The sequence below is a fragment of the Chryseobacterium sp. W4I1 genome, from assembly GCF_030816115.1.
Taxonomy (GTDB): domain Bacteria; phylum Bacteroidota; class Bacteroidia; order Flavobacteriales; family Weeksellaceae; genus Chryseobacterium.
Window position 1 is genome coordinate 2,643,855 of record NZ_JAUSXQ010000001.1, and the last position, 17,978, is coordinate 2,661,832.

The window sequence follows — 17,978 nt, forward strand, 5'->3', positions numbered from 1 at the left end:
GAATTTTTGACGGGGTGGTTCCATATACAACCTTAATTAAAAAAAGTCACAGAAATTTAAAATTTCTGTGACTTTTGACTAAAAATAATAATTTTATTTTCAAGCCATTACCATATTATTTCTCCTCGGAGCTTTATCGCAAAGAACATCTGCAATACTTTTGGAAATAAGGTTTTCTTCAGTCAGATTATCCAGCCAGAAAAATTCACCTGCCGCATTAATCTCAATGAAATAATACTCGTCTTCAGGGGAAACAATGATGTCTATAGCACCATAATCCACATTATAAACGTCTAAAAGTTCAAGGAGTTTTGCTTCTACATCTGCCGGAAGTTCTGTTCTCACCCATTTGGTTAAAAGATTTACTCCGTCCTTTCTCCAATCCACTTTGGCATCTTCTGATTGTTGGGAATCTATTTCAAAAGCATATACATCCTGTCCTACAATGGTAACACGGAGCTCTTTTTTCTTTTCAATTTTTTTCTGAAACTGCATCGGGCAGTATACTAATGTATCCAGCTCTTCAAGCTTGTCTTCATTAACTACATTGGTAAAAACTACGCTTTCCACACCGTCTTCGTAAATGGCAAAACCAGTCTGCATTTTAGCGATAACATCCTTGTGCTTAAGAATGAATTTTCTGGCTTCTTCAGGGTTGTTGGTGAGACAGGTTTCGGGAATTTTAAGGCCTAACTTAACAGCAACTTTTAACTGTTCTTCTTTACTGTCCAGTCTTCTGTAAATCCCAGGTTTCCCCAGTGCATAAGCATCTACAGATTCTATAAACCCGAAAAGTGTATTGCGGATCTCTCCCATTGCAGCACCATAGAATTTCTTATCCATTTCTTCCTTCACTCCGTTTCCTATATTATAAGCTCTTCTGTACCAAACGGCAGCAATATCATCAAGACGATACTGAGCGTCTTTGGTTTCAAGGATACTTATCCACTCTCCATCCTGGAAAATAGTAGAGAGTTTGTTTTGTATAGGATACAGGTCTACATCAAAACGAATGACCTCACAGCCGTTCTTTTCTATATATTCTGTTACTTTTTCAATTGAAAAATTATCTTGAGTATGTGTAATGATTAATATTTTATTCATGGATATTGATTCTTTTTATAAGGTTATCGGCAATTCTTTCTGCGATGGGAAAACCCAGTTCTTTCTGAAGCATTCCCCATTCTCCCTGAGGATTTACTTCAAGGAAATAATATTTTCCGTCTTTTCCTCTGATCATGTCAATGGCACCGATGTAGAGTCCCATTTCTTCCATCATGGAAGCAAGACCTGTTTTTACATCTGGTGGCAGCTCATAGGCTGACCAAAAATAATCTCCCTGAGCTGATCTCCAGTCTACATGGTCACTGTTGTTGATCTTTCCTGTAAAAAAATCCCCTGCTATATAGACAATTCTCAGTTCATATGCTTTTTCAACATAAGGCTGGAAAATCATCGGACAATAAGTGATATCTGAAATATTCTCAAGGGTATCTTCTTCAATGACCATCGTGGAAATAAGGTTTTCACCACTCATGGTTTTTGCAGTGAGGCTGTGAAGTTTAGCCACAGCTTTTCCGTTGCAATGTTTGTGGAAAAAGGCTGTGATCTGTTCTTCGTCGTTTGAAAATATCGTTTTGGGAATAGTTAAATGATGAGCTTTTGCTATTTTCAGCTGAAGCATTTTATTTCCGTCAATCTTTCTTTCATTTTCATAAGGATTGATCCAGGGAACATTTTCTAAAACAGTGATCAGGTTATAGCGGAGACTTGCATATCCGCTCAGGAATATTTTCTTATAATCTTCATCCAGTTCTTCAGGAGTGCTTATTGCCCAGGCTTTTCTGTGCCAGACTGCTTTAATATCTCTGGAATGAATGCTGTTTCCTGCTTCATCAGTCAGCTCAAAAGAGTTTTCATTCACACTGATTTTCTGAAGATGATTCATACGGTCTGAATTCAATCTGAAAAAAGGAATATTTTTAGAAGTAAGATATTCGAAAAAAATATCAATATTGTAAAAATCCTGTGAATGAGTAATGCAGAGAATCATTTGCCGGTTTTTATTGAAAAAGGAAACTTAATGGTAAGTTTCCTTTGAAGTGATTGTATTAATACGATTAATGATTAATTTCTTAGTCTAATGGAACTGTTGGTGAATCGTCATCCCCATCAGATGGATACTTCATGGTATGCATTAGATCATCCTGAGGAGAAGTTACATTGTCAATCGCTGGTTTTGTGATCGCATCTCTTTCAGGAATTGTGATATCCCCTCCACCTTTTACAGTTTCAGGATCTTTAAGCTGCTTTTCTAAGAATGATGCAAAAAAAGGCTTCTTTTGTGAATTTTTGTCTTTCATAATAATTTAGTTTGGTTAAAAATATGATTGTACTTTCCTATTTACGGGAATCTAAACAACATCATCATCACCGTCAGAAGGATATTTCATGGTAACCATGAGATCCTTACTTGGCATTGTAACGTGATCAAAAACCTGCGCAGTCACATTATCAACTGAAGGAGCAGTGATGATATCATTATCAGTATTTGTAATAATTCCCGCACCTCCCTGAATAGTTTCAGGATCTTTGATCTGCTTCTCTAGAAATGAAGCAAAAAAAGGCTTCTTTTTTGAATTTTCGTCTTTCATAATTGAGTTATTAGTTTTATCAGATTTCTAATTCCCCCGATTCATCACTGTCAGACGGATATTTCATCGTTACAGCCTGATCTTTCAGAACAGATGTTGCGTTGTCAAGAAACGGAGATGTAGTTACAGTGTCTCTTTCTGGTATTGTAAGAATATCAGTAGTAGGGGTAGTAATCCCTCCCCCCTGAATAGCCTCCGGATCCTGAATTTGTTTTTCCAAAAACGAAGCAAAAAACGGTTTTTTTGAGTTTTTCTTTTCCATAAGTTAAAATATTTTTAGTTTTTTATGAAAAACTAAAGTACAAAAAATTTCAACATGTAGGGAAATATAATTTTATTTTTTATATAAAATTTCAACTAAATCATTAAAATGAAAGAATTAAATTAGTCCAAACCTAAAAATTCCTTAACAACAACCGCGAAATCCACAGGATTTTCAGCCTGAACCCAATGTCCTGCATTTTTCACCGTTACAATTTTAGCTTTGGGAAACTGCTGTTTGATACCGTATTCATCCTGAGGAAGGATATAATTTGATTTCTGGCCAGCTATAAATAAGGAATCCCCTTCAAAAACACCAAATTTCACTGCATTGGAAACAAACTCGTTATATTTTTCAGATAAAGTTTTAAGATTAAACCTCCAATTCAGCTTTTTATTATCATCCCAGTACAGATTTTTTGCTAAAAACTGAATGGTAGACTTTTCCGGAATATATTGACTCAAAACAGTTTCAACCTCACCTCGTGAATGTACCGCATCAAAATCTACTGTTTCAAGAGCCTTGATAATTCCCTGGTGATGCGGAGGATAAGCTTTGGGCGAAATATCAACCACAATGAGCTTTTCTACTTTTTCAGGATATTTTAAAGCAAACTGCATGACCGCTTTTCCACCTAAAGAATGTCCTAAAACATGAGCTTTCTGAATTCCGTAATGATCCATATAACGGGCAATATCATCCGCCAGATCATCATGAGACATACTTTCTGAATGAAAACTTCTTCCATGATTTCTCAGATCAATTAAATGTACGGGAAGATATTCTCCCAGGTCTTTTCCGAAACTTCCCCAGTTATCAAGCATTCCAAACAGTCCGTGGAAGACAAGAAGTGGCGTAACTGTAAGATTTTCGCCGAATATTTTTGAATTTAAGATTTCCATTGTTTTAAATTTAGAAATTAGAGGTTAAAAGTTAGAAATTAGCAGATGGTGGTTGAAAGTAATCTACATACGGATAACTTGCATCTTATCCATCTTCAAGTTTTTTCTATTTTTTATCCCCAAACAGCCAGTCGTTTCAGATAAGCCTGCACTGTATTTTCAAGTCCCATATAAAGTGCTTCAGAAATTAAAGCATGCCCTATGGAAACTTCAAGAAGATTTGGAATATGATCTGCAAAATATTTTAAATTTTCCAGGCTCAGGTCATGGCCTGCATTGATTCCTAATCCAAATTCAGTAGCGGCAACTGCTGTATCGTAATATGGTTTTATAGCCTGTTCTTTATTGGTAAGATAATTTTTAGCGTAAGCTTCAGTATACAGTTCAATTCTGTCGGCCCCTGTTTTTGCAGCATATTCAACCAATTCAGGCAAGGGATCAAGAAAAACAGAAGTGCGAATTCCTGCATTTTTAAATTCTGCAATAATTTCTGTCAGGAAATCGAAATGCTTTTTGGTATCCCATCCGGCATTGGAAGTAATGGCATCATCTGCATCGGGAACCAGCGTTACCTGCTCCGGTTTTACTTCAAGCACCATATCAATAAAAGAGCGGTGAGGATTTCCTTCAATGTTGAATTCAGTAGTCACCAAAGGTTTCAGATCATAGACATCTTTTCTGGTAATGTGTCTTTCATCGGGTCTCGGATGAATGGTGATGCCCTGTCCTCCAAATTCCTGGATCTTCACTGCTGCTTCAGTTACGCTTGGCGTTTCGCCTCCTCTTGCATTTCTTATGGTCGCAATTTTATTGATGTTTACGCTTAGTTTTGTCATTTTCTAGAGGTGAGAGATTATAAATTAGTTTTTGAGTCTACTTCTACTCTCTTATTTAATTAGATTTTAATTATTATTTATAAAGAAATCAAGATAAAATTAAACACTCAATCGGTCTAATTTCTACTATCCAGTTCTAATTTCTGTATTTTAAACTTTAACACTTATCTGCATTACCTGAAGATCAAATTCCTTTGAAGCAACCAGTAAGTGGTCAAATATATCGGCCTGGATCTGTTCAAAATGCTCCCATTTGGAATCATTTGCAAAACAATAGATCTCAAGAGGAAGTCCCTGAGGGGTAATATCCAGCTGACGCACCATTCTGGTTCCGTTTTTTTCCACATCAGGATCATTTTCTATATATTTCTGCGCATAATATCTGAAAACCCCGATATTGGTAAGCTGCCTTCCATTGATCGTTTTATCATTATGCTGCAGACTTAATTTTTCTTCTTTTATTTCTAATGTTTTATGAGCCAGATAATCTGAAATCAGGTTGATTTCTTTTAAACGTTCAATATCCTCTTCATTCAGGAATTTAAAGGAATTGATATTAAAATAAATGGATTTTTTAATCCTTCTTGTATTGGATTCGGACATGATCTGAAGATTTTTGATCTCTGTCGTAAGAAGGTCATAGGTAGGAATTGTGGAAACAGTTTTATCAAAATTGGTGATCTTGGTGGTAAGCAGGCTTATATCGGTAATATTTCCTTCAATACTGTATTTCGGAATGCTTACCCAGTCTCCTACTTTCAGATTTTTAGAAGTGGCAACATGTATCCCAGTGACAAAACCTAAAATAGTATCTCTGAAAACAAGCACCAGCACAGCGGTAATCGCTCCTAAACTCCCGACAATCGTTGTGCCTTTTATCCCGAATATGACACAGAGTCCCACTACAGAAAAGACAAAAATCCCCAAAATCTTTACCGTTTCTGAAATGGCATTCAAAGCCATGATCTTGTAGAAGTCCTGTTTTATGGTGAAATAATACCTGAAACCCGTCAATGACCTATACAACATACCGGCAAGAATAAGCACAAGCCCCAAATTGATAGATCTGTTGATAAATATATTCGTTTTTGGCAGTGCCGTTGCAGGAAATATGGAAGGATGAACAGCCCCTACTACGATAAGTGCGGCAAAATGAGCAACAGAATTGCTGATTTTAGACTGATAAATTGATCGTATGATTGGATATTTTTCATCATTCTTAAAGAACCTGAAAATAAAATTGATAGCAAATTTGAAAACAAAATCCAACACCAGGAATACGGCACACAGCAGTGCCAGTTTGATAATAATATGAACCACCCAACCCATACCACCGGGCGTTACCTCGCTAATATAGATATAAAGCTGTTCACTTATTTCCTGTAAAAAGTTTTTAGTGTCCTGTATCTCGTCTTTCATTACAGCAAATTTATAAAATTAAGAATGATGATGTATCACTATTCACCATCAATTTTCAGCCCAAATATTTAAACACTTCTGTAAATCTTCTTTTTCTTATCTTGCATTAATAATTTTTAAAGAATGGATACAGCCTTAATAAATATTCTCTGCCTTATTTTATTGTTTCTTGGAATGCTTGGAACCTTTCTGCCTGTGCTTCCGGGACTTTTACTAAGTATCTGCGGACTTCTGATCTATAAATTCGGGACAGATACCGATCTGCCGATGATTTATATCTGGGCTTTCGGGATCCTTACGGTTATTTCTGTGGTTTTGAGTTATGTGATTCCGGCAAAAACCAACCAAAAATACGGTGGAACCCGCTGGGGAAGCATCGGATCTGTCATTGGAACTATTGTTGGGATATTTATTCCTATTCCTTTAGGATTTCTTATTGGGATGTTTGCAGGTGTATTTATTGGTGAGCTTCTTCATGACAGTAAGGATATGAATAAAGCTTTGCAATCTACCAAAGGGGCGTTTATCGGCTTCATTTACGGAACAGGTTTCAGTCTTGTGGTAGGTGTGGCAATGTTTTTGGTAGTAGTTTTAGATATGCTTAATATTATTTAAAAAAAGAAAAATATGTTCCATAAAACCATCCTATTAAGCCTGGGATTACTGACCTTAGCGGGATGTAATGCCCAAAAGAAGACAAAAGCTTCGGAATCAACTTCTGTAGCGAACTCTCACATGACACAAACTAAAAATCCAAAACAAGAGGGAGGTATCATTTATTTCAATCAGGGCGAAAATAAATTCCTGAAAGAATATGATATGAATGTAACCTTCAAAGGTATTTCTGAAGACAGCCGCTGTCCTGAAGGCGTAAACTGCATCTGGGCAGGTGTTGCCATTGCACAGATTGAAGTAATGGGAACTACGACCAGACCAATGGTTTTAGAACTTGCCACTATGGAAAATGCCGGACGAAATTACCATCAATCTTTAGAATTATTCAACGGATATACCATTTCGCTGGAAGAAGTGAGTCCTTTTCCTAAATCTGATGGCGGAGCAAAAGCTCTGGAAGGGAAATATAAGATCGGTATTAAGATCCATAAAGTTGGAGATTCTCCGGAACCTACCAGGAAATAGGCTTTTTTCCTTTTGAAACCAGATATTCATTGATCTTGGAAAAAGGCTTACTCCCATAAAACCCTCTGTACACAGAAAACGGCGAAGGGTGCGCCGATTTTAAGATAAAATGCTTGGCCGGATCAATGAGTTCGGCTTTTTTCTGTGCAAAAGCTCCCCAAAGTACAAAAACTACATTTTCTTTTTTATCCGAAATTTCTTTGATAATAAAATCTGTAAACTTTTCCCAGCCCAAATCTTTGTGGGAATTTGGAGAATGTGCACGAACGGTTAAAGTGGCATTCAGTAATAAAACGCCCTGTTTGCCCCAGTCGTCGAGTTCTTTAGAAGTTCTTTCAACACCAATATCATCTTTTAGTTCTGTGAAAATATTTTTAAGCGAAGGTGGTGCTGTCACCTTTTCAGAAACAGAAAAGCACAATCCATTTGCCTGATAGTCGTTATGGTAAGGGTCCTGTCCGAGAATCACCACTTTAACCTCTTCAAAAGGAGTAATTTCCAATGCTCTGAATATTTGACTTTTAGGTGGAAATACTTTAGTGGTTGCATATTCCTGCTTTACTTTTTCCCAAAGGGTGGTAAAATAGGGGGTGTTTTTTATTGGGGCTAAAACTTCTGTCCAGGTCATTTTTTAAATTTATTTATTACAATATTCGTACACTTTATCTTTGGCCAAAACAATATGATTGATGGTTGCCATCTGGTAATCAAGATGTACTTGTCTTGACGCAACAATATTTTTACTTTCTCCCTGCAGCTGGCTATCTATCGGACCTACCGGCTGGGAATAACTTTTATTGATGATCAAAAGTGTAGCATTCTGATCATCATTCAGTTCGGTTTCATCGTATTTTATATAATCTCCCTTCGTGTACTTTTCATCACATTTTATACTGTTAAGGTCAAAATCAATTACCTGCTGATATTGCTTAAATGGGGCCGGCTGCACGGGAAGGTTACACACAATCATGTGATTGTTTTTATCATAAGTTCCTTTTTCCAAACCAAAATATTCATCCATATCTTCAGCTTTTACATCCATATAAATTTTCAAAACAGTCTGGTTGCTCAGAATATGGTTTGCATTATACCAGGTGAAGATTTGAAGAATAATAAAAAATGCAACGGCCAGACCGATGATACCTATTAAAACTTTTTTCATGGAATATTTTGATAAAATTCAAATATAAAATTAAATATCTGCAATGTCAAGTTTCTATTGACAGTGAGTATAAGACCAGTACTCTATTTTTTCAAACTAAAAACCAAATTATCAGGAAAACCTTCATCTTCTCTCCCCTCTTCTAAAACAAAATCATGCTTTAAAAGAAGCCCTTTCGAGTTTTCATTAAACTTATTGGTCATTGCTACAATTTCCTGCAGATTCAAATCCTTAAATCCATAATTTAAAACTGCTTTTCAAAGCTTCAGACATGATTCCTTTTCTGTGATAGTCTGGCAGTAATTCATAACCAACTTCTGCTGTTTTTCTATCTTCAGAAAAATTCCAGAGACAGATGGTTCCGATAAGATTCGACTGATCTTTTTGAGAAATTCCAAAATAAACGGTTTGCTTATTTTGAATATTTCCTTTAATGGTTAAAATAAATTGTAAAGCATCATAATTGTTTTTCGGAGAGTTCCTTTTCACAAACTGATTAATTACTTCATTGCTTCTAATCTTCAGGATATCTTCAACATGGCTTTCGTTGATTTCTTTTAATATTAACCGTTCTGTTTTGATCATTAGTTTTGTAAATATTTCAAATATACATAATAATCACATTTTCTCACTAAATTTGCAGTGTGTATATAAATAAAGAAGATTTAAACGAATTAGAGTTTCCGCAATTGCTCGCGGAGATTTCTCCATTTGCGTATTCTCCGAAAACGAGAGAAAAAATTCTTCAACTTCGTCCTATGGAAATTGACGAGGCGGAACTTTCATTGAAAAAAACTTCGGAATATCTTTCGAGTTTTGAAAGTTCAAATGCAATTCCATTTAATGAATATGAAGATATTGAAAGTGAACTGAAGGTAATGCTGATCGAGAATTACCGTTTGGAAAACAATGCTTTCATCAAAATAAAAGCCTTAACCGAACAGATCGGAAAACTTCAGAAGTTTTTTTCAAGCATGCCGGATAACTTCCCTGTTTTAACGGGTGATGTTTCTGTGCTGGAATATAAAAAAGAAATTATTGATAAGGTAGATAAGGTCTTTAACCGTTTTGGAGAAGTAAAAAGTGATGCCTCTCCTGTTTTAAAAGAACTTAGAACTGAGATTCAGCATGCTAAAAAAGCGATCCAGGAAAATTTCAACCGTGCGCTTTTCAATTACGGACAAAGTGACTTTCTGGATGATATCCGGGAAACAATTATTGAAGACCAAAGGGTTTTAGCTGTAAAATCAGGATTTAAGAAAAGAGTTGCCGGAAGGGTTTTGGGAATTTCAAAAACGGGTTCTATTACCTACATGCAGCCGGACAGTGTGGTAAAACATTATTTCAAGCTGCGTGAAAGCGAAGAAGAGGAGAAGAAGGAAATCGATAAGATTCTTAGAAAACTGACTGCTGAACTGGCAGAATTCCAGCCTCAGCTTTGGAAGTATCAAGTTTATATTTTTGATCTTGATCTGACGAGAGCAAAAGCAAAATTTGCTGAACTGGTAAACGGAATTCTTCCGAAAATCAACCGTCACAGAACATTAAAGCTGAAAGATGCATTCCATCCGCTGCTATGGCTTAGAAATAAAGCTGAAAATAAGACCATTCATTCCCAAAGTTTGTCATTGACGGATCAAAACAGAATTATCTGTATTTCCGGACCGAATGCAGGAGGAAAATCAATTACACTGAAAACAGTCGGATTACTTCAGTTGATGATCCAGAGCGGAATTTTGGTGCCGGTACATCCAAGATCTGAAATGTTCTTTTTTGAAAAGATAATGACGGATATCGGAGATAATCAGTCGATTGAGAATCATCTGTCCACTTATTCGTCAAGGCTTAAGAAAATGTCTGGAATTATCCGTGAGGCTGATGCGAACACGCTTCTCCTTATTGATGAATTCGGGACCGGATCTGATCCTGAGCTCGGTGGCGCATTAGCAGAGAGTTTCATGGAGTATTTCTATGATAAGAAAAGTTTTGCGATCATTACGACTCACTATACGAATATCAAACTTGTCATTGAAGAGCTTCCACACGCTGAAAATGCGGCGATGCTTTTCGATGAAGAGACATTGGAACCGATGTATAAACTGGAAGTGGGACAGGCAGGAAGTTCGTTCACCTTTGAGGTGGCGGAGAAAAACAGAATTCCAAGATTTATAATTCATGCTGCAAAAAAGAAGGTAGAACATGATATAGTGAACCTTGATAAAACGATTGTCAAGCTTCAGCAGGAAAAATTTGAAGTTGAAAAACTGAAAACCGATCTTGCGGAAAGAAAGGAATCGGTGGAAGATAAACGGGACAATCTCCAGAAACTGAATGAGCAGCTGCAACAGAAACTTTTCAATTTCCAAAAGCTGTATGAGGAGGAGCACCGTAAGCTTCAGTTCGGAAATAAAATTGAAACGTTCATCGACAGTTATGTAAAAGGGAAATCGAGGAAGGATGTTGTTAAAGATTTTGTGAAGATCCTTGAACAGGAAAAGTTCAGAAAAATTGGAGCCGATAAAGACGAAAGCAAGCGTTTGCAGGTTGTGAAAAGAAAGATCACCCAGCAGCTTAAAAAGGATGATGTAATCGAAAAGATTGCTGAAACCAATGAAAAACTGGAAGAAAAACGTAAAACCGACCGTGCTGTCTGGATGAAAGAAGGCCAGCGTGTCCGTATTCCGGGAAGTACGAGTGTAGGAACAATAGAAAAGATTTCCAAAAATAAAGTGATCGTCAATTATGGAACTTTCAAGACAACGATTAATGCGGATGAACTGGAGAGAATTTAATGATTTAAAAAATATTGATTGGAAATTTACTTTATTGTAAATTTTATAGTCTTTAAACTTATAAAAATAGCGCTGAAAATTTCAGCGCTATTTTTTATAGATAGAATTTTCTTGTTACATTTGGATTATGGATAAAAGCTTAACTGTCCTTTGGATTTTTTATAGAAAACTAATTATTCCAAGTGTATTATTTTCTTTGTTAATCTCTTTTTTAAGCCAATTTACAATTGAAAATTTTGGATTATGTTTTCTCCTGATCTTTCCTTTACTCCATTTCTTTATTTATGATGTAAGACTCAGAGGGGAATATTTTTTTTATGCTAATTTTGGATTCTCAAAAGTACTTTTGTGGGCTCTTACTGTATCATTCAGCTTAATTATTAAAATCATTACCAGACTCCTATGAACAGGCTTCACATTGACAGTATCACCAAATCTTTCAGCGGGAGAAAAATCCTGCAGGATGTCTATTTAAGCTGTGAAACCGGAAAAATTGCCGGAATCTTAGGTCCGTCTGGCGGCGGAAAATCTACTTTATTAGAGATTATCTTTGGCACCGTAAAAGGGGACACTCAATTTATCAAGTTTAATGATACCATTCTTAAAAATATTTCTGACAGAAAAAATAAAATAGCATACTTACCGCAGCGGTCTTCGTTTCTTCCAAAAGAATGTAAGATCAGAGAGCTTATCTCCTTATTCTGTACCAAAGAAAATGAAGAAAAGCTGTACAGTCTAAAGATGATAATTCCTTTTTTAGATGAAACGGTAAGAAACCTATCGGGTGGTGAAAAAAAGATGGTTGAAACACTTATCATCACTTATTCTGACTCAGATTTCATTTTACTGGACGAGCCTTTCAGTGGTGTTTCACCTAAATCCGTTGACGAATTAGAAATAATTATTAAAAGCCAGACGCCATACAAAGGAATTGTCATTACAGATCATAATTATATAACCATTTTAAATATGGCTGACGATATGTATCTTCTCGCTGATACGCATTTAAGGAAGATAAAGGATATTAAAGAACTACAGCAATTTAAATATCTCCCTAAATCATAATTTGTTTTAGAAGAAATCAACATCGAACTCTTACAGGAGATTTTATACATATTCGGAGAATATAATAATTTAAGCAAATACAATAAGAATTTACCAATCAAAAAAGCATTTAATTTATATATTTGAGCGATCAAAAAATTTCAGAGCATGATTTCCATAAATAGAGCATTGTACTTATCCGCTTTCAGCCTTTTTTCCTTGGCATTTGTAAAAGGGCAGAATAAAGTTCCTTTCGGTGTGGTAAAGGCTGAAGAAGGCTACGCCAACGTACGGGTCCATAAGGATGACTATAGAAAAATCGTGGATAAGATCCGGATGCGAAAAGGTGATGTATTTGTTTATGTAAAACCTGCTCCGGGAGAAACGGAATGGATCTGGATAAAATATCCTGAAAAACAGGATGAAGAAAAACCTTTTGTAAGGTATGAAAATCTTGTGAAGGAAGGCATGGTGAATAAAGAACGGATTGCTTTCATCGATCAGCTCCCTCAGTTTACTCCTTCTAAATCTAAGAATGGAAAATCACTTATTTTTACAGATAACAGTAATCCTAAAATTCCTACCTCCCAAAGAACCAAAGTGGTAATCGATGTTTATCCTTCTAACGCCGGCTATAGAAAGCAGGAAAAAGATGCAGACGGAAAAATTCTTACTATTGATAAGATAAAACCATGGGGAATTAAAGATGTACTTCCTGAAGGGATGACCGAGATCAAATCGATCCGAGTGCAGCAGCCCGGAAGAGGTTCTGTTTTTGTAAGGGAAGCTATTAAGAATATGTTCCAGCCTACGATGGACTTCAATAATGTGGGAGTGACTGCTCTTGACAATGACCATATTTATCTTTATATGATCAACGGTTCGGGTGAGAACAGATATGTCACACTTTGGGCTATCAAGGAAGGAAGGGTCATGAGCCAGATTATTTACAATAGTCCGGAATAATTACTGTATTTCTCTGTAATATTCTTATTTTTGCACTGAAAAAGTTTAACGCTTATTCATCACAGAAACTGGTTCTGCTTAACGCAGATTAAAAGGGAACCGTGTGAAAATCACGGACTGTCGCGCAACTGTAAGTAACTGAAGTCTTTATCAAAGGATCCACTGTGCAGGGCACGGGAAGGAGGTAAAAGATGTTACAAGTCAGGAGACCTGCCTATTTCTTTAAACAAGAAACTTTCGCGATTTGAAGTTTATTGATCTGATGGACTGCTTCAGGAATTTCTATGGTTCCTGTCATTGTTCTGTTATTTTAATAATATTTCATTTCGCATTAATTAATAATGAAATATGACTACAGAAGAAAGAATTGCAGCATCCGAAACCAGAATTTTTAAAGCGGTTTTCCCCAATACAACGAATCACTATGACACTCTTTTCGGAGGTACTGCCATGCAGCTGATGGATGAAGTCGCTTTTATCACGGCAACCCGTTTTGCAAGAAAAAGAGTAGTAACCGTAAGCAGCGATAAGATCGATTTTAAAAAACCGATTCCTGCAGGAACGATTGTAGAACTGATTGGAAAGGTTTCCCATGTCGGAAAAACCAGTATGAAAGTAAATGTAGAGATTTTTACAGAGCAGATGTACTCTTACGAAAGGGAAAGAGCCATTGTGGGTGATTTTACTTTTGTGGCTATCGACGAAACTAAGAAACCTATTATGATTCTATAGATATAAGAGTTTCAGGCGGCCAAAGGCCGCCCGAAACTCTTATACCTTAATAAAAAATTAGTATTCTAAAGATTTGTATTACTTTGTTATGTGAAAGCTTTTTAAAATGGAACAGCAATTTAAAAAGCTTTTGCCTTTCATATGATAAATTACCTTACCACTTTTTCAGTCTCAAGACTGCTTTTCAACAACATTTCAAAAGCCTCTCCCATTTCATCTGATGCCCTTGTAATAGCATTTTCAAGCATATTTCTGATTTGCTTTTCAGTAACACCGGCTTCTGTCCAGCTTTTTCCGGACGTATGAGAATTCAGGATAAACGGCATGATGCGGTCAATGGAACAGGCAAAAATAGCATCGGGAGTTTTTTCTTCCTCAAATTCAAGCCACAGTTCAAAAAATTCTGTACGCAAAGGTTCATCGAGGATTCCAAAGATCTTTTGGGCTGAAATTTTTTCTCTTTCAAATTTTCCTACCATTGCTTTTTCATCAAAAAGGAAGGTGTCTCCGGCTTCAATTTCTACAAGGTCATGGATGGAAAGCATTCGTATCACCCTCAAAAGATCAATATCTGCACGGTTCTTGGCGTATGGATATAGGATCTGTGCCAGGATAATGATCTGCCACGAATGCTCAGCCGTGTTTTCCCTTCTGGAATCATCGAAATTGTAATTTCTTCTTTCTACGTTTTTCAGGGCATCTACGGCCAGGATAAAATCGATTTCCTTCTGTATCTTCATTTCTTTTAGTATCTTATTATTCGGATGTTTTTTTGACCACCCATTTATTATTGATCTTTTCTTTTATAATTACCTTAGCCGGATCTTCACTCATATCTCTTATTTTTTCGTAAACCATATCGATCCCTTTATTCGGAATCACCTGATATTGGTAGGTGTAAAGTAAAGAAGCTCCGGATCTGGCGTAAGTGGTTAATCGTTTACGTTCGGGGTCTACATCAAACATTCCCTGATAATTACTGGCTATATCAGTCAGTTCTGTACTGGGAACGAATTGTTTTTTTGTAGAATTAAAAACATATACATCAAAGGAAGCGCTACCATAGTTTCCGCCACTCCCGTTTCTTATGGCTATATCTTCCGTACCGTCAAAGTTGAAATCTCCAAAAACCACAGCATCATCATAAAGCATTCCATGGCTAAGTTTTACTGTGCCTGGGCTTGACAGTTTTATTTCTTTTTCAAAGTTCATGACAAAATCTTCAGAGGTAAGAGTCTGTAATTTCACACCGCTTTTACTGAACAGGGTAATAGCAGCTTTATTCTTACAGTTATTATTTTGACATTCTTCAACTGTAATCTGGGCATTATATTTTTCGGATGCATCTTCAACGGTAAACCGGTATTGTCCGAAGCAGAGAGGTCCCAGCATCAGAAATGCAGATAAGGAACGGTAAAATATAGAGCTATTTGTCATTTGGGGTTTATTTTTCATCAGATTTCTAAACAAAAATACAAATCATCGGTCAAAATTTATAGTTTTTCGCCTTATTTTAATCCCAATTAAATATCATCAAATTTTTAATTAAAATTTATACACCTAATAATCAGTATTTTAAATATTTTTATTTAAAAATTTCACTACTTTGTATTGCATATTACCATTTTAATTACATATCTTTGTAATGTAAAATCGGAATAGGTTCATCTAGCTAGGAACATTATTCTGAAAATATAACTAATTAACAAAACTTATTAAAGATGAATACTGAAAATACCAAAGCGCAAATGCGTAAAGGGATTCTGGAATTCTGCATATTAAGTCTCATCAATCACCGTGAAATGTATGTTTCCGATCTTATTGATGAACTTAAAAAAGGAAAACTGGATGTAGTGGAAGGAACCCTCTATCCTCTCCTTACAAGATTGAAAAATGGAGAATTCCTCTCCTACAGATGGGAAGAATCTACAGGAGGACCCCCAAGAAAATATTACCAGATCACCGAAAAAGGGAAACTTTTCTTGACTGAACTACAAAATACCTGGGCAGAGCTGACAGCGTCAGTAAACCAAATCACTCAAAAAATATAAAAAACAAAGCTATGAACAAGACACTCTCAATAGGACTCGCAGGTTTTTCTTTCACTATAGAAGAACACGCATATATAAAGCTCAGCGATTACCTGAATGCACTGAGAAACTCCTTGGATGCTTCAGAAGAGGAGGAGGTAATGCATGATATAGAAATAAGAATGGTAGAGATCTTCAGAGATTCTTTAGGAAAACGTGAAGTAATCAACGATACAGACGTAGAAAAGGTAATTGCACAAATCGGAACTCCTGAAAAGATCGAAGAACAGGAAGAGGCTTATTATTCTGAGAAAAACACCAGAAAAACAAGCCAGGCCGGAACAGAATATACAGACAAAAAACAGCTGTTCCGTGATCCGGAAAGACAAAAGATTGCAGGTGTATGTGCAGGCCTTGCCCATTATGTAGGAATGGATATTACAGCAATGAGAGCAATCTGGCTGGGAATCTTTATCCTGGGTATTTTCACTGCAGCGATTTCTTCTTCATTAATTGGTCTTCTTTATGTCATTCTTTGGATTGTACTTCCAAAAGCTGAAACAGCAGCAGATTTCCTGAAAATGAAGGGAAAGCCTATGAACTTCGACAATCTTAAAAATGAGTCTAATAAATTGGTTCAGTTTGCCAATGAATCTACTCAGAGGGTCGGAGAAATGTATACAGAATCTAAGCCTTACATTGACAATGCAGGAAGCGGTATCTGGAATATATTAAAATACTTTGTAGGGGGAATCTTTGTATTAATGGCTATAGGAAGCATCATCGGTATATTTGTAATCTTCGGATTATTTGGGATGGATGCAGATTTTCCAGGAGCCAATGAAATGAGATTCTATATGGATGACAACGGTCTGGATAAAGTTCTGGTAGCTATTATGATCATTGGATGCCTGATCCCTACTATCCTATTCAGTTTATTGAGTATCAAGATATTTTCACCAAAAACCAAACTTAGAAATATCGGTTGGGTAATCGGAGGACTTTTCCTTATCCTGATAGGACTTGGAACTTATTTCGGAGTAAGCATGGCTAAGAAGAACCTGATCTACAAAGGAAGTAAGGAAGACACTGAAAATATTGCAATCAATACTACATCAGATACGCTTTATATAGATCTGAAGCAGGTCGTTATTCCTCAGAATTTCACAGCCTACGACGATGATATCTATTCTGATAAAAAAACAGTTTACAAGGAAGATTATATTTCTGTAGATGTGACGAGAAAGCCTGAGGTAAAAACACCTTACCTGATCATCAAAAAAGAAGGAAACGGCTATAACGTTCCGATTCAGGTGAATGTACCTGTAGAAATAGTAGGAAATAAGGTAATGCTTCCAAATTACATCAAGTATCCTTACGAGCACAGATTCAGACATTACAGAGTAGATTATGAACTGGTAGTACCTCAGAACGCAGTAGTCATTCCTTTGAAAAAAGACAATATGAGTTTTGATGGAGACCTGAACGGAGATGGCATCAATGATGACGACCAGGATCAGGATGAGAACGGAAAGATCAGAATTGAAAAGAATAAGATCTCTGTAAACGGTTCTACCATCGAATACAACTCTGACGATAAAGACAGCATTATCATCAACGGGAAAAAAGTTCCGAATTCCCAGGCAGATAAAGTAATGGATTCTATGAAGTCTACCATCAAAAAAATGAATAAGAACGTAGACATCAAAATTAAAGACGGAAAAGACGAAATTTCCATACAAACTAAATAATTAACTTCAGAGAGTGCAGGAGGTGTGAATGGAAGACAATCGTTTGAAATTCACACTCTTCTTCTCTCAGAAAACAAAAAAAATATTCTTATTTAGTTCGATATGTTAAAAAAAAGTTATACATTCGTGTAGTTAAAATAAATTAACCAAATCAATCAAAAACACCCTAACCATGGTACAAGTTGCATTAGAAATTGTAATGAAGATCGCAGATTTAATCAGCGGTTTGTTTTAAGAGCGATAATATTTCAATATATTTGTAAAGTATAACCTGTTTGGTTATACTTT

Annotated in this window: 21 protein-coding genes and 1 riboswitch; of the genes, 8 read left to right on the forward strand and 13 right to left on the reverse strand. The window is 36.1% G+C overall.

From position 1 onward, the window contains the following. Positions 1-99: 99 nt before the first annotated feature. The 8 genes from QF044_RS12215 to QF044_RS12250 all read right to left on the reverse strand — a co-directional run bounded on the left by QF044_RS12215 (position 100) and on the right by QF044_RS12250 (position 6,073). The gene (locus tag QF044_RS12215) at positions 100-1,104 is read right to left on the reverse strand and encodes an MvdD family ATP-grasp ribosomal peptide maturase (protein ID WP_307267549.1); all 1,005 of its coding nucleotides are present in this window, start codon (positions 1,102-1,104) and stop codon (positions 100-102) included. Then, entirely contained in the window at positions 1,097-2,053 is a 957-nt protein-coding gene (locus tag QF044_RS12220) for an MvdC/MvdD family ATP grasp protein (protein ID WP_307267551.1), read from the reverse strand. The genes QF044_RS12215 and QF044_RS12220 overlap by 8 nt, the downstream gene beginning before the upstream one ends. A gap of 82 nt (positions 2,054-2,135) precedes the next feature. Further along, positions 2,136-2,363, reverse strand: coding sequence for a microviridin/marinostatin family tricyclic proteinase inhibitor (locus tag QF044_RS12225; protein WP_307267554.1), 228 nt, complete (start codon positions 2,361-2,363; stop codon positions 2,136-2,138). Positions 2,364-2,414: 51 nt separating this feature from the next. Next, positions 2,415-2,657: a microviridin/marinostatin family tricyclic proteinase inhibitor gene (locus tag QF044_RS12230; RefSeq protein ID WP_373462683.1), complete on the reverse strand. Its 243-nt coding sequence runs from the start codon at positions 2,655-2,657 to the stop codon at positions 2,415-2,417. A gap of 16 nt (positions 2,658-2,673) precedes the next feature. After that, positions 2,674-2,916 (reverse strand): microviridin/marinostatin family tricyclic proteinase inhibitor, encoded by a 243-nt coding sequence (locus tag QF044_RS12235; RefSeq protein ID WP_307267559.1) that lies wholly within the window; start codon positions 2,914-2,916, stop codon positions 2,674-2,676. A gap of 122 nt (positions 2,917-3,038) precedes the next feature. Next, the gene (locus QF044_RS12240) at positions 3,039-3,818 is read right to left on the reverse strand and encodes an alpha/beta fold hydrolase (RefSeq protein WP_307267561.1); all 780 of its coding nucleotides are present in this window, start codon (positions 3,816-3,818) and stop codon (positions 3,039-3,041) included. Between the two features lie 113 nt (positions 3,819-3,931). Then, positions 3,932-4,654: a pyridoxine 5'-phosphate synthase gene (locus QF044_RS12245; protein ID WP_307267563.1), complete on the reverse strand. Its 723-nt coding sequence runs from the start codon at positions 4,652-4,654 to the stop codon at positions 3,932-3,934. Between the two features lie 150 nt (positions 4,655-4,804). Beyond that, positions 4,805-6,073 carry a mechanosensitive ion channel family protein gene (locus QF044_RS12250; RefSeq protein WP_307267566.1) on the reverse strand — a complete coding sequence of 423 codons (1,269 nt, stop codon included), beginning with the start codon at positions 6,071-6,073 and terminating at the stop codon, positions 4,805-4,807. A 123-nt stretch (positions 6,074-6,196) separates the two neighbouring features. Here QF044_RS12250 and QF044_RS12255 point away from each other — a divergent pair, with 123 nt between their 5' ends. Beyond that, positions 6,197-6,688 carry a DUF456 domain-containing protein gene (locus tag QF044_RS12255; RefSeq protein WP_307267569.1) on the forward strand — a complete coding sequence of 164 codons (492 nt, stop codon included), beginning with the start codon at positions 6,197-6,199 and terminating at the stop codon, positions 6,686-6,688. Positions 6,689-6,700: 12 nt separating this feature from the next. After that, positions 6,701-7,213: a hypothetical protein gene (locus QF044_RS12260; RefSeq protein ID WP_307267572.1), complete on the forward strand. Its 513-nt coding sequence runs from the start codon at positions 6,701-6,703 to the stop codon at positions 7,211-7,213. Here QF044_RS12260 and QF044_RS12265 read toward each other — a convergent pair. The 3 genes from QF044_RS12265 to QF044_RS12275 form a co-directional block, all read right to left on the reverse strand. After that, a complete protein-coding gene (locus QF044_RS12265) occupies positions 7,200-7,841 on the reverse strand; it encodes a uracil-DNA glycosylase (protein WP_307267575.1) in 642 nt (213 codons plus the stop codon). The two genes, QF044_RS12260 and QF044_RS12265, sit on opposite strands and share 14 nt — an antisense overlap. A 9-nt stretch (positions 7,842-7,850) precedes the next feature. Beyond that, positions 7,851-8,375 carry a hypothetical protein gene (locus QF044_RS12270; RefSeq protein ID WP_307267577.1) on the reverse strand — a complete coding sequence of 175 codons (525 nt, stop codon included), beginning with the start codon at positions 8,373-8,375 and terminating at the stop codon, positions 7,851-7,853. Positions 8,376-8,606: 231 nt separating this feature from the next. Continuing rightward, the gene (locus QF044_RS12275) at positions 8,607-8,960 is read right to left on the reverse strand and encodes a GNAT family N-acetyltransferase (protein WP_307267579.1); all 354 of its coding nucleotides are present in this window, start codon (positions 8,958-8,960) and stop codon (positions 8,607-8,609) included. Positions 8,961-9,019: 59 nt separating this feature from the next. On the opposite strand from QF044_RS12275, the gene QF044_RS12280 reads away from it, so the two are divergent. The 4 genes from QF044_RS12280 (at position 9,020) to QF044_RS12295 (ending at position 13,909) form a co-directional block, all read left to right on the forward strand. Beyond that, positions 9,020-11,167 (forward strand): MutS2/Smr-associated SH3 domain-containing protein, encoded by a 2,148-nt coding sequence (locus tag QF044_RS12280; RefSeq protein WP_307267581.1) that lies wholly within the window; start codon positions 9,020-9,022, stop codon positions 11,165-11,167. 402 nt (positions 11,168-11,569) lie between these two features. Next, positions 11,570-12,232, forward strand: a complete 663-nt coding sequence (locus QF044_RS12285) for an ATP-binding cassette domain-containing protein (protein WP_307267583.1) — start codon at positions 11,570-11,572, stop codon at positions 12,230-12,232. A 147-nt stretch (positions 12,233-12,379) separates the two neighbouring features. Then, a complete protein-coding gene (locus QF044_RS12290) occupies positions 12,380-13,177 on the forward strand; it encodes a hypothetical protein (protein ID WP_307267586.1) in 798 nt (265 codons plus the stop codon). Between the two features lie 52 nt (positions 13,178-13,229). Beyond that, positions 13,230-13,410, forward strand: a riboswitch (cobalamin riboswitch). Between the two features lie 115 nt (positions 13,411-13,525). Continuing rightward, the gene (locus tag QF044_RS12295) at positions 13,526-13,909 is read left to right on the forward strand and encodes an acyl-CoA thioesterase (protein ID WP_307267590.1); all 384 of its coding nucleotides are present in this window, start codon (positions 13,526-13,528) and stop codon (positions 13,907-13,909) included. A 149-nt stretch (positions 13,910-14,058) separates the two neighbouring features. Here QF044_RS12295 and QF044_RS12300 read toward each other — a convergent pair whose 3' ends face one another. Together QF044_RS12300 and QF044_RS12305 are read right to left on the reverse strand one after the other, a co-directional pair. Further along, positions 14,059-14,649, reverse strand: coding sequence for an HD family hydrolase (locus tag QF044_RS12300; RefSeq protein WP_307267593.1), 591 nt, complete (start codon positions 14,647-14,649; stop codon positions 14,059-14,061). Positions 14,650-14,665: 16 nt separating this feature from the next. Further along, positions 14,666-15,346: an FG-GAP repeat protein gene (locus QF044_RS12305; protein WP_307267597.1), complete on the reverse strand. Its 681-nt coding sequence runs from the start codon at positions 15,344-15,346 to the stop codon at positions 14,666-14,668. Between the two features lie 284 nt (positions 15,347-15,630). On the opposite strand from QF044_RS12305, the gene QF044_RS12310 reads away from it, so the two are divergent. Both QF044_RS12310 and QF044_RS12315 read left to right on the forward strand, forming a co-directional pair. Next, positions 15,631-15,960, forward strand: coding sequence for a PadR family transcriptional regulator (locus QF044_RS12310; RefSeq protein ID WP_073333048.1), 330 nt, complete (start codon positions 15,631-15,633; stop codon positions 15,958-15,960). Between the two features lie 11 nt (positions 15,961-15,971). Beyond that, positions 15,972-17,690: a PspC domain-containing protein gene (locus QF044_RS12315; protein WP_307267607.1), complete on the forward strand. Its 1,719-nt coding sequence runs from the start codon at positions 15,972-15,974 to the stop codon at positions 17,688-17,690. Positions 17,691-17,978: the final 288 nt, after the last annotated feature.

What these genes read in the sequence shown, in the direction of transcription:
- QF044_RS12290 (WP_307267586.1), top strand. Translation starts at nt 12,380, where the DNA reads ATGATTTCCATAAATAGAGCATTGTACTTATCCGCTTTCAGCCTTTTT.
- QF044_RS12305 (WP_307267597.1), bottom strand. Translation starts at nt 15,346, where the DNA reads ATGACAAATAGCTCTATATTTTACCGTTCCTTATCTGCATTTCTGATG.
- QF044_RS12220 (WP_307267551.1), bottom strand. Translation starts at nt 2,053, where the DNA reads ATGATTCTCTGCATTACTCATTCACAGGATTTTTACAATATTGATATT.
- QF044_RS12250 (WP_307267566.1), bottom strand. Translation starts at nt 6,073, where the DNA reads ATGAAAGACGAGATACAGGACACTAAAAACTTTTTACAGGAAATAAGT.
- QF044_RS12240 (WP_307267561.1), bottom strand. Translation starts at nt 3,818, where the DNA reads ATGGAAATCTTAAATTCAAAAATATTCGGCGAAAATCTTACAGTTACG.
- QF044_RS12265 (WP_307267575.1), bottom strand. Translation starts at nt 7,841, where the DNA reads ATGACCTGGACAGAAGTTTTAGCCCCAATAAAAAACACCCCCTATTTT.
- QF044_RS12215 (WP_307267549.1), bottom strand. Translation starts at nt 1,104, where the DNA reads ATGAATAAAATATTAATCATTACACATACTCAAGATAATTTTTCAATT.
- QF044_RS12255 (WP_307267569.1), top strand. Translation starts at nt 6,197, where the DNA reads ATGGATACAGCCTTAATAAATATTCTCTGCCTTATTTTATTGTTTCTT.
- QF044_RS12270 (WP_307267577.1), bottom strand. Translation starts at nt 8,375, where the DNA reads ATGAAAAAAGTTTTAATAGGTATCATCGGTCTGGCCGTTGCATTTTTT.
- QF044_RS12300 (WP_307267593.1), bottom strand. Translation starts at nt 14,649, where the DNA reads ATGAAGATACAGAAGGAAATCGATTTTATCCTGGCCGTAGATGCCCTG.
- QF044_RS12315 (WP_307267607.1), top strand. Translation starts at nt 15,972, where the DNA reads ATGAACAAGACACTCTCAATAGGACTCGCAGGTTTTTCTTTCACTATA.
- QF044_RS12235 (WP_307267559.1), bottom strand. Translation starts at nt 2,916, where the DNA reads ATGGAAAAGAAAAACTCAAAAAAACCGTTTTTTGCTTCGTTTTTGGAA.
- QF044_RS12295 (WP_307267590.1), top strand. Translation starts at nt 13,526, where the DNA reads ATGACTACAGAAGAAAGAATTGCAGCATCCGAAACCAGAATTTTTAAA.
- QF044_RS12225 (WP_307267554.1), bottom strand. Translation starts at nt 2,363, where the DNA reads ATGAAAGACAAAAATTCACAAAAGAAGCCTTTTTTTGCATCATTCTTA.
- QF044_RS12260 (WP_307267572.1), top strand. Translation starts at nt 6,701, where the DNA reads ATGTTCCATAAAACCATCCTATTAAGCCTGGGATTACTGACCTTAGCG.
- QF044_RS12245 (WP_307267563.1), bottom strand. Translation starts at nt 4,654, where the DNA reads ATGACAAAACTAAGCGTAAACATCAATAAAATTGCGACCATAAGAAAT.
- QF044_RS12310 (WP_073333048.1), top strand. Translation starts at nt 15,631, where the DNA reads ATGAATACTGAAAATACCAAAGCGCAAATGCGTAAAGGGATTCTGGAA.
- QF044_RS12275 (WP_307267579.1), bottom strand. Translation starts at nt 8,960, where the DNA reads ATGATCAAAACAGAACGGTTAATATTAAAAGAAATCAACGAAAGCCAT.
- QF044_RS12285 (WP_307267583.1), top strand. Translation starts at nt 11,570, where the DNA reads ATGAACAGGCTTCACATTGACAGTATCACCAAATCTTTCAGCGGGAGA.